At 69.3% G+C, this 13,188-nt stretch carries 13 protein-coding genes; 4 read left to right on the forward strand and 9 right to left on the reverse strand.

Features of this window, described 5'->3' with window-relative positions:
* Positions 1-11: 11 nt before the first annotated feature.
* From AC07XP_RS21195 to AC07XP_RS21210, 4 genes are all read left to right on the forward strand, one after another.
* On the forward strand, positions 12-1,628 hold the full coding sequence (locus AC07XP_RS21195) for a wax ester/triacylglycerol synthase family O-acyltransferase (RefSeq protein ID WP_495265782.1): 1,617 nt from the start codon (positions 12-14) through the stop codon (positions 1,626-1,628).
* A 47-nt stretch (positions 1,629-1,675) separates the two neighbouring features.
* Entirely contained in the window at positions 1,676-3,016 is a 1,341-nt protein-coding gene (locus tag AC07XP_RS21200) for an MFS transporter (RefSeq protein WP_495265783.1), read from the forward strand.
* A gap of 44 nt (positions 3,017-3,060) precedes the next feature.
* Entirely contained in the window at positions 3,061-3,510 is a 450-nt protein-coding gene (phaP, locus tag AC07XP_RS21205) for a TIGR01841 family phasin (protein ID WP_492684764.1), read from the forward strand.
* A 175-nt stretch (positions 3,511-3,685) separates the two neighbouring features.
* Complete coding sequence (locus AC07XP_RS21210) at positions 3,686-4,363, forward strand: peptidoglycan DD-metalloendopeptidase family protein (protein ID WP_495265784.1); 678 nt, start codon at positions 3,686-3,688, stop codon at positions 4,361-4,363.
* Positions 4,364-4,376: 13 nt separating this feature from the next.
* On the opposite strand, the gene AC07XP_RS21215 is transcribed toward AC07XP_RS21210, so the two are convergent.
* The 9 genes from AC07XP_RS21215 to AC07XP_RS21255 are packed head-to-tail and all read right to left on the reverse strand — an operon-like array spanning position 4,377 to position 13,146.
* The gene (locus AC07XP_RS21215) at positions 4,377-5,585 is read right to left on the reverse strand and encodes a PrsW family intramembrane metalloprotease (protein WP_495265785.1); all 1,209 of its coding nucleotides are present in this window, start codon (positions 5,583-5,585) and stop codon (positions 4,377-4,379) included.
* A complete protein-coding gene (locus tag AC07XP_RS21220) occupies positions 5,582-6,142 on the reverse strand; it encodes a hypothetical protein (protein WP_495265786.1) in 561 nt (186 codons plus the stop codon). Before AC07XP_RS21220 ends, AC07XP_RS21215 begins: the two co-directional genes overlap by 4 nt.
* 59 nt (positions 6,143-6,201) lie before the next feature.
* Positions 6,202-7,443, reverse strand: a complete 1,242-nt coding sequence (locus AC07XP_RS21225) for a porin (RefSeq protein WP_495265787.1) — start codon at positions 7,441-7,443, stop codon at positions 6,202-6,204.
* A gap of 56 nt (positions 7,444-7,499) precedes the next feature.
* Positions 7,500-8,510: a YeiH family protein gene (locus AC07XP_RS21230; RefSeq protein ID WP_447746808.1), complete on the reverse strand. Its 1,011-nt coding sequence runs from the start codon at positions 8,508-8,510 to the stop codon at positions 7,500-7,502.
* Between the two features lie 7 nt (positions 8,511-8,517).
* Entirely contained in the window at positions 8,518-9,489 is a 972-nt protein-coding gene (locus AC07XP_RS21235; protein WP_307587195.1) for a quinone oxidoreductase family protein, read from the reverse strand.
* A gap of 43 nt (positions 9,490-9,532) precedes the next feature.
* Entirely contained in the window at positions 9,533-10,090 is a 558-nt protein-coding gene (locus AC07XP_RS21240; RefSeq protein ID WP_495265788.1) for an RBBP9/YdeN family alpha/beta hydrolase, read from the reverse strand.
* 14 nt (positions 10,091-10,104) lie between these two features.
* Positions 10,105-11,088 (reverse strand): tripartite tricarboxylate transporter substrate binding protein, encoded by a 984-nt coding sequence (locus AC07XP_RS21245; protein WP_056573291.1) that lies wholly within the window; start codon positions 11,086-11,088, stop codon positions 10,105-10,107.
* 41 nt (positions 11,089-11,129) lie between these two features.
* Complete coding sequence (locus AC07XP_RS21250) at positions 11,130-12,188, reverse strand: beta-keto acid cleavage family enzyme (RefSeq protein ID WP_062482971.1); 1,059 nt, start codon at positions 12,186-12,188, stop codon at positions 11,130-11,132.
* Positions 12,189-12,237: 49 nt separating this feature from the next.
* The gene (locus tag AC07XP_RS21255; protein WP_159273045.1) at positions 12,238-13,146 is read right to left on the reverse strand and encodes a TauD/TfdA dioxygenase family protein; all 909 of its coding nucleotides are present in this window, start codon (positions 13,144-13,146) and stop codon (positions 12,238-12,240) included.
* Between the last annotated feature and the right edge of the window lie 42 nt (positions 13,147-13,188).

Below are 13,188 nucleotides of genomic sequence, written 5' to 3' on the forward strand. Positions count from 1 at the left end.
GAGGCCACGCCATGGACCACCTGAGCAGCATGGACGCGTCGTTCCTGCACCTTGAAACCCCCGAGACGCCGATGCACGTCGGCAGCCTCATGCTCCTGGACCTGCCCGAGGGCTATCGGGGCGACTACTACGAAGACGTGAAGGGCATGCTGGGCAAGCGGCTGCACCTGGCGTCGGTGCTCACGCGCAAGCTCGCGCAGATGCCCTTCGAGCTGGCCGAGCCGGTGTGGATCGACGACGACGACATCGACCTGGACTACCACGTGCGCAGCCTCACGCTGCGCCTCCCCGGCACCATGGAGCAGCTGCATCACCTGGTCGCGCGCCTGCATTCCAGCCTGCTCGACCGCAGCCGACCGCTGTGGGAGATGTACGTCATCGAAGGCCTGGAGAACGGCCAGGTGGCCTTCTACACCAAGGCCCACCACAGCGGCGTCGACGGCAAGGCCGGCACTGAGCTGGCCAAGGTGCTCTACGACACCACGGCGCAGATGCGCGAGGTGCCGCCCGCGCGCCGCAAGCGCGGCAGCGGCAGCCACTACCAGCTCGGCGTGGCCGAACTGCTGCAGGCGGCGGTGTCCAACTCGGCGCGCCAGTACCGCAAGCTCGCCGAGCTGCTGCCGGCGGCCGCGCGCGCGCTCACGGCGGCCGGCAGCGTGCTCGCGAGCCAGCAGACCGGCAAGGGCGAGCGGCGCCTGAGCCTGGGCATGGCGCCCAAGAGCATGTTCAACGACGCCATCACCAACCAGCGCTCGTACAGCACGATGTCGCTGCCCTTCGACGAACTGAAGGCGCTGGGCAAGCGCGTGGGCGGCACCGTCAACACCATCGTGATGGCGATGTGCAGCGAGGCGCTGGCCCGCTTCCTGAAGGAGCGCAACCTGCTGCCGAAAGAAGCGCTGATCGCCGGCGTGCCCGTGAGCCTGCGCGCGGAGGGCGACGACTCGATGAACAACCAGGTGTCGATGGTGCGCGTCGACCTGGCGACCGACATCGGCGACGCGGCCGAGCGCTTCAAGGCGATCCATGCCTCGTCGGAGGCGGCCAAGGCCGTGGTGCGCGAGCTCAAGCCCGTGCTCGGCGTCGACATGCCGATCACCGGCTCGCCCTGGCTCATGACCAGCCTGGCGTCGCTGTACGGCCGCTCCAACCTCGCGCGCCGCGTGCCGCCCGCGGCCAACGTGCTGATCTCGAACGTGCCGGGGCCGGGCGCCACGCTCTACGTGGCGGGCGCGCGGATGATGCACTTCTACCCGGTGTCGATCCCGTACCACGGCAGCGCGCTGAACATCACGGTGCAGAGCTACGCGGGCTCGCTCGACTTCGGCCTCACGGCCTGCCGCCGCATCCTGTCGCAGGAAGAGTCGTACGAGCTGATCGGCCACCTGCGCGCGGCGCTGCGGCAGATCGAGCGGCTGCCCAGCGTCGAGAGCGCGGCCAAGCCGGCGGTCGCGAAAGAGGCGCAGGCCGAGGCCGTGCCCGCCAAGGCCCCGCGCCGCGCGAAGGCGCCGGCCGCCGCCAAGCCGCGTGCGGCTGCCACTGCTGCCGCACCCGCCAGCAAGAAGCCCCGCGCGCCGCGCAAGCCGGCCGCTCCCGCCAAGGGCAAGCGCGCCGCCGCCGCGGCCTAGCCTTCCCGCCGATTCCTTCACCGACCGACCCAAAGGAAAGCAAGACCATGACCCCCACTTCTGCGCAGGCCCCCGCCCGCGCGCCGTACAACGCGGCGGACGAGGCTTTGTTTTCGAAGGTCAGCTGGCACCTGCTGCCGCTGTTGATCCTCTGCTACATCGTCGCCTTCATCGACCGCATCAACATCGGCTTCGCGCAGCTGCAGATGAAGCAGACGCTGGCCTTCAGCAACGAGGCCTATGCGCTGGGCGCGGGCATCTTCTTCATCGGCTACTTCCTCTTCGAGGTGCCCAGCAACCTCATGCTCGAGAAGATCGGCGCGCGCAAGACGCTGCTGCGCATCATGTTCTGCTGGGGGCTCGTGGCCTCGGCCATGATGTTCGTGGAGACCACCACGCAGTTCTACGTGCTGCGCTTCCTGCTGGGCGCGTTCGAGGCAGGCTTCTTCCCGGGGATCATCCTGTACCTCACCTACTGGTACCCCTCGGCGCGGCGCTGCAAGGTGATCTCGATCTTCATGACGGCCACGGCCATCGGCTACCTGCTGGCCGGTCCGCTGTCGGGCTGGATCATGAAGTACATGAACGGCCTGGGCGGCCACCACGGCTGGCAGTGGCTGTTCGTGGTGCAGGGGCTGCCGGCCTCGGTGCTGGGCATCGTCGCGTTCTTCTACCTGAAGGACAAGCCCGAGCAGGCCAACTGGCTCACGTCTTCCGAGAAGGTCGCGCTGCGCCATCACCTGGACAACGAGCCGCATGCGGTGGAGACCGCGTCGCACGGTTCGTTCTGGGCACTGCTGCGCGACCCCAAGGTGTTCACGATGGCCTTCGTGTACTTCCTGTTCCTGGGCGCCAACTACACGCTGGTGTTCCTGGTGCCCACGCTCATCAAGAACTGGGGCGTGGGCGACGTGTTCATGGTCGGCCTGCTGTCGGCCATTCCGGCGGTCTTCGGCGCCGTGGGCATGGTGTTCGTCGGGCGCAGTTCCGACAAGCACCTGGAGCGGCGCAAGCACTTCTTCTTCTGCGTGGCGCTGGCCTCGGCGGGCCTGCTGGTGGCCGTGTTCAGCGGCGGCAACCTGGTGCTGGCGCTGGCGGGCCTCGCGGTCATGAGCATCGGCCAGTCGGCCAACACGCCGATCTTCTTCGCGGCCATCAGCGAGTACCTGCCGCGCAAGTCGGCGGCCGGCGGCATCGCGCTGATCAGCAGCCTGGGCAACCTCGGGCCCGCCGTGATGCCGGTGATCACCGCGTGGATCACTACCGCCACCGGCAGTTCGGACAACAGCATGTTCCTGGCGATCGGGCTGTGGCTGCTGTCCGGCGTGGTGCTGCTGCGCGTGATGCGGCCCGCCGCCGCCGGACGCACGCAGTTCGCGCCGGCCTGATTTTTTGTGACCCGCTATTTCATTCACACAAGGAGATTCGATCCATGGCAACCAGCAAGACCGCAGCCAACGCCAATCCGCTCTTTCCCACGGCGCTGCCGTCGATGGAAGATTTCAGCAAGCTGATCGAGCAGCTCAAGCTGCCCGGCGTGGACGTCGGCGCGCTCGTGGAGTGGCAGCGCAAGGACATGGAGGCCCTGGCCGAGGCCAACCGGCAGGCCTACGAAGGCATCCAGTCGCTGGCGCAGCGGCGCGGCGAGATCCTGCGCGACACGCTGGCCCAGTGGCAGGACGCGCTGAAGGACGCCACCGGCAAGGACGCGATCTCCAGGCAGGCCGAGGTCGCGCAGCGCGGCGTGCAGCAGGCCGTCGACAACTTCCGCGAACTGGCGCAGCTGGAAGCGCAGGCGCGCAACAACAGTTGGAAGGTGGTGCAGGACCGCCTGAACGAGAACATGGCGAACCTGCAGCAGCTGCTGCAGCCGAAGAAATAGGGGCGCTCCCGCGGACGCAATGTCCGCGCAACGACTGCTGGTAGCCTTGCCGGATTGTTCAGGCGCGCCTCGCCCCGCGAGGTCGCGCGATCCGGATGAATCAGAAAGGACTCAGCGCGTGGTTGTGACAGGGAGAAGATGGGGCGCGTGCGCCGCGTTGACGGCGGCATTGCTGGTGGGCGCATGCTCCACCACGCCCAGCACGCCGGTGGCGGGCCCCGGCGAGTACGTCGTGCAGACGGGCGACACGCTCTACCGCATCGCGCAGCGGCACGGCCGGACGACGGCCGAGATTGCCCGCTGGAACCAGATCAAGGACCCCGACCAGCTCGAAGCCGGGCAGGTGCTGCGCGTGGTGCCGCCCGGTGGCGCCGCGACGGGGGCGGCCACGCCCCCGCCGCGCAGCAGCGGCGGCAGCGGCAGTGCCGAAAAAGCCAAGCCCGCGCCCGCCCCTCGCGAGCGCGACCCCGTGGTGCCGCCCGCCTCGCGGCGCAGCGACTGGGGCTGGCCGACGCAGGGCGCGGTCATCGCCGGCTTCAACGGCAACAGCAACAAGGGCCTGGACATCGGCGGCAGCAGCGGCGAGCCCGTGCACGCGATCGGCGCCGGCTCGGTGGCCGCGACGGAGACGATGCGGGGCTATGGCAGCGTGATCATGGTCGACCACGGCGGCTCGTACATGTCGATCTACACCAACGTGGGCAGCGTGGGCGTGAAGCAGGGCCAGCGCGTGCAGCGCGGCCAGAAGCTCGCCGAGATCGGCCCGGCGGAAGGTGGCCGCGCCAAGCTGCACTTCGAGATCCGCTACCGCGGCAAGGCCGTCGATCCGCGCCTGTACCTGCCGGCGAAGTAAGCGAACGGGGCCCTCAGCCCTGCGGCCGGATGAGCAGGTCGAGCTCGGCCCGCAGGCGGCGCACCGCGACTTCATGGCGCCGCGTCTGCGGCCCGCGTCCGTGCGTGCCGGCCTTCAGGATGAGCCGCAGCTGCTCGCGCTGCAGCTGTGCCTTCAGGCGCCGGGCGCGCTTGCCGAATTCCTTGCCCATGTCGCGGCGCACGCGGTAGCGCAGCAGCGGCGCGCCCAGGCGCACCCATTCGTCGTCGCGGATCAGCTCGCGCTCGGGCACGAAGTAGGCCGCCAGCGCGTGCAGGTAGGTGCCGTTCTCGCGCGCGGCGGCGCGCCAGACGAAGGCGGCGGCGATCACCACCGGAATGCCCTTGACGATGAGCAGCAGCGCGATGCCGACAAAGCCGTCGTCGAAGCGGTCTTCCAGCAGCGGCGAGTTCCAGATGAAGTGCATGGCCCACGCGAGCGCAAAGTAGAAGAGGGCACAGCCGATGCGCGCGGCCATCGAGCGCTGCGGGTTCAGCAGGAACCACGCCACGCCGAACGAGGCGATGGTCGTGTAGGCCGCATGGCTCCACAGCCCGCTCAGCAGCCCGCGCATGAGCAGGTGGTAGAGCACCGGGTACACCTGGTTCTCGAGCGGGAAGTTCACGGCGCTGTTCACCGTGTAGCTCAGGTTCTCGATCACCTGGAAGCCCAGCCCGGCCATGGCGCCGACGATCAGCACCGACAGGTACGTTTCGAACTGGTTGCGCGCGATCAGCACCAGCAGGATCACGCCCGCGAGCTTCAGGAACTCTTCGGTGATCGGCCCCGCGATGGCCGGCCCCCACGCCGCCACGAACTCCGGCGACACCAGCTTGGCGCACAGGCTCTGGATGGCGATGTTGGCCGGTGCCGCGAAGTACACCGCGCCCAGCCCGCCCCACGCAAAGGCCAGCACGTAGGCCTCGGGCGGGTGCTGCTCCAGCAGGTCGAGCGTGCGGAAAAACAGCACGAACGCCGCCGTGTAGCCGCCCCACACCAGCAGGCCCAGCAGCGCGGTGACGGGCACCACGCGAAAGCCCAGCGAGAACATCGACACCGTGTAGAACAGGCCGTTGAGGATCAGCGCCGCCAGCAGCCAGAACGCGGCGCGCTGCGGCTGGAAGAACGAGTCGGTGCCGATCGGCCAGTCGGCGTCTTCCTGGGTCGCAACAGTGGCTTCAGTGGCTTCGGTGGTGGTGCTCACAGCGGTGCCTCCAGGTCCATCGAGTCGAGCATCCTGCGGGCATCGGCCAGCGCTTCGTTGAAACCGTCGGTGGGGCCGTACACGTCGATCTGCACCAGCGAGCGGCGCGGCGTGTCGACCACCTGCCAGAAGCGGCCGGCGAGCTTGGCGCCGTAGTAGGCAAAAGTCTTGCCCTGCAGGCCCCAGCCGGTGACGAAGTCGGACACCTCGCCTTCGACGGTCAGGCCCTGGCCGCGCTCCATGAGCCGCTGCTGGCGCACCATGGGGCCGTCGGGTCCGCCCATCCACAGGCGCGTGGTCACGAGGAACTTGTGGCCTCCCTTGAAGAGCATGAGTGACTGGCCGGCCTTGGAGCGCGACACGTCCATCTGCCAGCCCGGTGCGGGCTCGAAGCGCGCGTGGGCGACCGACACCGTCTCGCCCGCAGGCAGCGGCCGGCTGCCGGGCGTGTGGTTGTTCCAGAAGGTGAGGCCACCGACGTACGCGGCAATGGCCAGGAGGATCGCGAGCGCGCCCGGCCAGGTGCGGTACGGGATGCGGCGGGACGGTTGAAGCATCCGTGGATCGTGCCACACCGAGGCGACGGCGCGGGGGCGCCGCCGCTGTTGTCAGGCGCTCAGAACGCCATGCGAATACCAACGTCGTAGCCCAGCGCGCGGTGCGGCTGCATGCCGCCGGTGGTCGCGTAGGCCGGCTGCGGGAAGATGGCCGGCAGGCTCAACACCAGCGGCGTCACGCCCATCACCGTCGGGTTGTTGCGGCCGTTGGCGATGTGGATGCGCGCGACCGAGGCATACAGCGCCGTGCGCTTGGAGAGGTTGTGCACGTAGCCCAGCGCCAGCTTGTTCACCGACGAATTGCCGTCGGGCAGGCCCAGCCCGTTGACGAAGCGCACCCGCGCATACGAGGCGCGCACCACGCCCGCGCCCAGCGGCACGTTCACGCCGGCCATGAGGCCGTCGTAGCGGTCACTCAGATTCAGCGCGCCGTTGGCGAAGGGCGCGGCGCTGTGGCGCACGTCACGCACGCGCGACCATTCGCCGAACACCTTCACCACGCCGAAGTCGTACGAGGCCCCGAGGTTCAGGCTCTTGATCTTCTCGCTCTGCGCGGCGGCGCTGGCCAGCGTGCTCTCGCCGTAGCCCAGCGCCACGTCGGCCGGTCCGCTGGCCCAGCCGATGCGACCGCCCACGTAGCGCCCGCGCTGCGAAGGGCTGTCGGGCGTGTTGCTGACCTTCGTGTTCTCGTGCAGCGCGTACTGCACTTGGCCGTAGAAGCCGCCCAGGTTCGGCGGCAGGAAGTAGCTGATGGCGTTGCTCGTGCGCAGGTAGCTGTCGGTGCCGGCCGAGAGGCCGCCGTTCAGCAGGCCGCCCGTGGCCAGCGCGCGCGAGGCCGCGATGTTGCTGTTGACCACCGCGATCAAGTTGGTGCCCACGCCGTTGACGCTGAAGGGGTCGAACACCGCGTCGTTCCAGAACGAGGCCGTGTAGTCGCGGCCCAGGCGCACTTCGCCGAAGGGGCCGCTCAGGCTCAGCGTGGAGCGGCGTCCGAAGTTCGTGATGCCGCCGCCCGTGTCGTTGCTCAGCGGCGCCTCCAGCCAGAAGCTCGCGGCCAGCCCGCCGCCCAGGTCCTCGGTGCCGCGAAAGCCGATGCGGCTGGACGCATTGCCCGAGGGCGACAGCACGGTCTGGCTCTGGCGCAGCTCGGCCGGGCGCAGCGGGTTGTACGAACTGCTGGTGGTGCGGTAGTGGCTCACGCCCGCGTCCATCACGCCGAACAGCGTGAGCGAGGACTGGGCGAGGGCGGCGCCGGCCGCGAGGGTCGCGGCCGCGGCGGCGATGAGGGTCTTCTTCTTCATGGTCTTGTCTCCTGGTTGTTGTAGGTGTGTGTCGTCGTCGGGATTCGAAACGCGTGTCAGGGCGCCCAGCGCAGCAGCGCGAGCACCAGCGCGGCGATGAAGACGGTCTCGCCGACCATCAGCACCACCGGCTTGAGGCCCACGTCGACCAGCTCGCGCAGTTGCGTCTTCATGCCGATGCCGGCCATCGCCGCCACCAGGAACCAGCGCGACAGGTCGCTGCCCGCGGTGGCGAGCGGGGGCGGCAGCCAGCCCGTGCTGTTGAGCGCCACCAGCGCGGCGAAGGCCACCGCGAACCACGGCAGCAGCGGCGGGCGCTGGCCGCCCACGGCCTTGCCGGTGGCGCGCGTGAACATCACGGCGAACAGGATCACCGGCAGCAGCGCCGCCACGCGCATCAGCTTGACCAGCGTGGCCGTGTCGCCCGTGGCCTGCGACATGCCGTAGCCCGCGCCCACCACCTGCGCCACGTCGTGGATGGTGGCGCCCAGGAACACGCCGGCCGTGTGCGCGTCCATGCCCAGAGCGCGCGCGATCAGGGGGTAGGCAATCATCGTGAGCGTCGACAACGCCGACACGCCCACCACCGTGAACAGCGTGGCGCGCTCCTTCAGCGGATGCGGCGGCAGCGCCGCGGCCAGCGCCAGCGCGGCCGAGGCGCCGCAGATCGCGGTGGCGCCGCCGCTGAGCAGGCCGAACAGCACGTTGAAGCCCATCAGCCGCGCCACCACCATCGACACGCCGATGGTCAGCACCAGCGACACCGCCACCAGCAGCACCGGGTGCCAGCCCAGCGCCACCACCTGCGCGGCCGTGATGCGCAACCCCAGCAGCGCCACGCCCCAGCGCAGCACATGGCGCGCGGTGAACTCGATGCCGGGCTTGCACGGGCCTTCGGCCGAAAGAAAGTTCATCGCCATGCCGAGGATGAGCGCGAACAGCATCACCGGCGCACCGTAGTGCTGCGACAAGAAGGTGGACGCGGCGGCGACCACCGCGCAGGCGAGCACGCCCGGAAAGAGCAGGCGGCCGCGCGCCGGCCATGCGGCGACAGACAGAGCGGTCATGAAAACCTCAGGGCACGAGCACGGTGGCGCCGGTGGTCTTGCGGCCTTCGAGCGCGCGGTGCGCTTCGGCGGCATCGGCCAGCGCGAAGCTCTGCTGCGGTTCGCTCACGATGCGCCCGGCCAGCACGTGGCCGAACAACTCGTCGGCCATCGACAGCATGTGCGGGCGCGGGTGGATGTAGTGCACCATCGCCGGTCGCGTGAGCCAGATCGAACCCTTGGCGGCCAGCACCTGCGAATCGACGACCACGGCGCCCGACGAGGTGCCATTGCTCACGAGCGTGCCGCGTGGCTGCAGGCAGTCGAGAGAAGCTTCCAGCGTGTCCTTGCCCACCGAGTCGTACACGACCGGCACGCCCTTGCCCTCGGTGATCTCGCGCACGCGCTGGGCGATGTTCTCGCGCGAAGTCACGATGGTGTGGGTGCAGCCGTTGGCTTTGGCGACCGCGGCCTTCTCGTCGGTGCTGACGGTGCCGATCATCGTCACACCCATCGCACGCGCCCACTGGCAGGCGATGAGGCCTACGCCACCGGCGGCTGCGTGGTACAGGATGGTCTCGCCACCCTTCAACGGATAGACCTGCCGGAACAGGTACTGCGCCGTCATGCCCTTCATCATCAACGTGGCGGCGGTGCGATCAGAGATGCCATCGGGCAACGGGATCAGAACGTCAGCCGGCATCACACGCACCTGCGAGTACGCCCCCTGCGGCCCGATGAGGTAGCCCACGCGATCACCCACACGGATGTCGGTCACGCCCGGCCCCACGGCCTCGACCACACCCACCGCATCGGAACCGAGCCCGTTGGGCAGTGCGAGCGGATAGCGCCCGGTACGGAAATAGATGTCGATGAAGTTGACGGCGATGAGGCTGTGGCGCACGCGCGCTTGCCCCGGGCCGGGCTCGCCGACCTCGACGTGTTCGAGCTTGAGCACGTCGGCGCTGCCGGTCTCGTGGAAGCGGATGGCTTGGACCATGGGGAGTTTCTTTCGGTAGGAAGGGCAGGCGGGCAGAAAGGGTTCAGCCCGCCGAGAGTTCGTCGATGAAGGCCTGCGCGCCCGGCCATTCGCCGTAGCCCGAGGCGGGGTTGAGGTGGCCGACTTCGCCGAGGTCGACCAGGCGGCTGCCCCAGCCCTGCGCCATCTGCACCACGCGATCGAAGGGCGCCAGCGGGTCGTTGCGGCTCGCCGCCACGATGCTCGGGAACGGCAGCGGCCCGGTCGGCACCGGCAGCCAACCGCCGGCGCGCAGGGCCTCGACGGTGGGGTAGCCCTCGGGCATCGGCCGCTCGAAGTCGGGCGGCGTGGCCAGCAGGGCGCCGCGCACCGGCCGGCGCGTGCGCTGCGCCCAGTGCGCCAGCATCACGACGCCGCCGCTGTGCGCCACGATGACCAGCGGCCCCTCGACCGCCTGCGCCTCGCGCTCGATGGCCGCCACGCGCGCGGCGCAGTCGAGGTCGTCGCGGCCCATGGGCGGCACGGCGCGCACGCGCGGCAGGCGTGCGGCGAGCAGGGTCTGCCAGTGGCTGGCGACGGCGTCGCGCAAGCCGGGAACGATGAGGACGGTGGGAGCAGTCATGTCGGCCCGCACCCTCACTGGTTGAGCTGGATGTTGTAGGTCTTGACGATCCGCGCGTTGCGCTCGTACTCGTCGTGCGTGATCTTCGCGAGCTGCTCGGGGCTCTCGCTGGTCATCGGCACGAAGTTCTGCGCGATGAGCCGCTCCCGCACCTTCGGCGAGGAGGCGGCCTTCGTGAGGACCGCATTGATCCGCTTGACGAGGTCGTCGGGCATCTTTGCCGACACGATGGCGCCGGCCCAGTTCGAGAAGTCGATCTCGTCGAAGCCCTGCTCGGCCATCGTGGGTACCTCCGGCAGCTGCGCCAGCCGGGTCTTGGCCCCGACCCCGAAGACCTTCACCTTGCCGGCCTTGATCAGCGGCAGCGACGTGACGATGCCGTCGAACAGGATGTCGACCTGGCTGCCCATCAGGTTCTGCAGCGCCGGCGGCGAGCCCGGGAACGGCACGTGCTGCAGGTCCAGCCCCGCCTTGCGGGCAAAGATGGCGCCGGCGTAGTGCGAGCTGGTGCCCGCGGAGTACGAGGCGTAGCTGCCCGGGCTGCCCTTGCCGGTCTTCAGGTAGGCGATGAGGCCTTTCAGGTCGTTGGCCGGCACCGACGGCGCGCTCACCAGCACCATCGCCGAGCGGGCCACCATGGTCACCGGCTTCACGTCCTTGACCGGGTCGAAACTGGTCTTCATCACCAGGGGAATCTCGGTCAGGATGTTGCTGACCATGAACATGATGGTCTGCCCGTCGGGCGGCGCGCTGTTGAGCGCCTGCACCCCGATGGCGCCACCGGCGCCCGGCTTGTTGTCGACGATCACCGGCTGCCCGATCTCGGCCGAGATCGCGTCGGACAACACGCGCGCCACGACGTCCATGGTGCCGCCCGCGGGCGCCGGCACCACGATCCGCACCGGCTTGGTGGTCCAGGCATGGGCGAGCAGGGGCGCGGCAGCCAGGGCGGCTGCCCAGGGCTTCAGGCGGCGAAGGATGTTGTGGGTTTTTTTCATCGCGATGTCTCCAGGTGTTCTGGTGCCGGGGGTGGGGGGGCTCAGGCCGCCTTGCGCAGGAAGCCCTGCTGCGCGCCGTTGCGGTTCGGCGCGAAGCCGTTGGCCGCCAGCGATTCCTCGACGGTGTCGTAGAACACGCCGATCTTCGAAATCTCGCGCGCCTGCTTGGCGGTGGCGATGGGGCGGCCGAACTGGCGCGAGATGGCGACCAGCTGCTCGACCTGCGCCACCGTGCCCATCTTGGCGGAGCGCGACTGGTTCCAGAGGTTGTCCTCGATGCCGCAGCGCACGTGCAGGCCCATGGCGATGCCCATCATGTTCACGGGCAGCACGTTGCGCATGGAGCTTTCCACCGTGAGCACCGCGCCGTCGGGCACGGCGCGCACGAAGTTGGCCAAGCTGTAGATGTTGGGCACGTCCATGCCGCCGCCGATGGCCACCCAGTTCATGACCAGCGGGCCCTTGTAGACGCCGCGGCGCATCAGCCGCTCGACCGAGTCGAAGCTGTTGATGTTGTAGCACTGGAAGGCGCTCTGGATGCCGGCCTTGGTGAGGCGGCGGATGTGCTCTTCGGCCCAGCCCGGCTGCGCGGGCACGGTCATTTCCTTGTAGGCGCGGTAGACCTCGGGGTCTTCCATCGAGGTGCCCCGGGTGTCGGCGTCGTCCCAGTGCTCGACCACGTTCATCTGCGAGGTGTTGATGGTCACCGTCACCTGGTCGGGCGTGGGCTCCAGCTCGGCCAGCATGTGGCGCGTGTCGTCGCTGAGCCACTTGGCGGCGGCGCCTTCGCTCTCGGGTGCGAAGCTGATCGAGCCGCCCACCTGGATGATCATTTCGGGCACGGCCTTGCGCACGCCGGCGATCAGCTCGTTGAACTTCGACAGCCGCTTGCTGCCCTTGCCGTCGAGCTCGCGCACATGCAGATGCAGCACGGTGGCGCCGGCGTTGTAGCAGTCGACCGCCTTCTGGATCTGCTGCTCCATCGTGACGGGAATGTCTTCCGGAAAGTCGGCGGGCACCCACGACGGTGCGTAGGGCGCGGCGGTGATGACCAGCGGCTGCTGGTTTTCGGGGAACAGATGGCCGTCGAGAAAATTCATGGCAGGAACCTCGGTGGAAAGGGAAGAAAGGGGAGGGGGCGGCGCCCGCTCAGAAGACCGCGTCGCCGACGATGCCGGCGCGTTCCATCTTTCGATGGCAGGGCGGGTAGTCCATGACCGCGTAGTGCTGGGTCGATCGGTTGTCCCACATGGCCACGTCGCCCGGCTGCCAGCGCCAGCGCACCTGGTACTCGGGAATCTGCACCTGGCTCACGAGGTAGGCCAGCAGCAGGGCGGCGCCGGGCTGGTAGTCCTGCCCGTAGCGCACGTTGGCCGGCGTGTGGAAGTTGGTGAAGTGGGTCGTGAAGCCGTTGACGAACAGGATCTTCTCGCCCGTGTCGGGGTGCGTGCGCACCACCGGGTGCTCGGCGTCGGGAAACTGGGCCTTCAGCGCCAGGCGCTTCTCGATCGGCATCGCGGCGCCGAAGGTGGCCTCGATGCTGTGGCGCGCGCGCAGCCCGGCGATCTGCTGCTGGATGTGCGCGGGCAGCTTCTCGAAGGCCAGCGCCATGTTGGCCCACATGGTGTCGCCGCCCACCGGCGGGCACTCGACGCAGCGCAGCACGCAGCCGAAGGGCGGCTTCTCGCGCCAGGTGGCGTCGGTGTGCCAGCTGTTCTCGTAGCGGTCGACCGGCGTCTCGGGGTTCTTGTAGATGCGCACCAGGCCCGGGTGCTCGGGGTCGCTGCCGACCACGGGGTGGTCTTCCAGCTCGCCGAAGTGGCGGGCGAAGGCGACGTGCTCGGCGCGCGTGAGTTCCTGCTGGCGGAAGAACAGCACCTTGTGCTGCACCAGCAGCGCGCGGATCTCGGCCGCCAGGCCGGCGTCGCGCGAGGCCTCGGCCAGCGACACGTGGCGCAGCTCGGCGCCGATGGCGCAGGTCACGGGGTGGACCTGGAGGCCGCGCGTGTGCACGGCGGGGGCCCCGTTCGAGAGGCCTGGCTGGATCGTGGAACCCATTGTCTTGTCTCCTGTGCCGGTCGAGGAGGGCCGCTGTGCGGC

Source organism: Variovorax sp. GW531-E2, assembly GCF_059423125.1.

What these genes read in the sequence shown, in the direction of transcription:
- AC07XP_RS21240 (WP_495265788.1), bottom strand. Translation starts at nt 10,090, where the DNA reads ATGACTGCTCCCACCGTCCTCATCGTTCCCGGCTTGCGCGACGCCGTC.
- AC07XP_RS21195 (WP_495265782.1), top strand. Translation starts at nt 12, where the DNA reads ATGGACCACCTGAGCAGCATGGACGCGTCGTTCCTGCACCTTGAAACC.
- AC07XP_RS21200 (WP_495265783.1), top strand. Translation starts at nt 1,676, where the DNA reads ATGACCCCCACTTCTGCGCAGGCCCCCGCCCGCGCGCCGTACAACGCG.
- phaP (WP_492684764.1), top strand. Translation starts at nt 3,061, where the DNA reads ATGGCAACCAGCAAGACCGCAGCCAACGCCAATCCGCTCTTTCCCACG.
- AC07XP_RS21220 (WP_495265786.1), bottom strand. Translation starts at nt 6,142, where the DNA reads ATGCTTCAACCGTCCCGCCGCATCCCGTACCGCACCTGGCCGGGCGCG.
- AC07XP_RS21255 (WP_159273045.1), bottom strand. Translation starts at nt 13,146, where the DNA reads ATGGGTTCCACGATCCAGCCAGGCCTCTCGAACGGGGCCCCCGCCGTG.
- AC07XP_RS21225 (WP_495265787.1), bottom strand. Translation starts at nt 7,443, where the DNA reads ATGAAGAAGAAGACCCTCATCGCCGCCGCGGCCGCGACCCTCGCGGCC.
- AC07XP_RS21245 (WP_056573291.1), bottom strand. Translation starts at nt 11,088, where the DNA reads ATGAAAAAAACCCACAACATCCTTCGCCGCCTGAAGCCCTGGGCAGCC.
- AC07XP_RS21230 (WP_447746808.1), bottom strand. Translation starts at nt 8,510, where the DNA reads ATGACCGCTCTGTCTGTCGCCGCATGGCCGGCGCGCGGCCGCCTGCTC.
- AC07XP_RS21250 (WP_062482971.1), bottom strand. Translation starts at nt 12,188, where the DNA reads ATGAATTTTCTCGACGGCCATCTGTTCCCCGAAAACCAGCAGCCGCTG.
- AC07XP_RS21235 (WP_307587195.1), bottom strand. Translation starts at nt 9,489, where the DNA reads ATGGTCCAAGCCATCCGCTTCCACGAGACCGGCAGCGCCGACGTGCTC.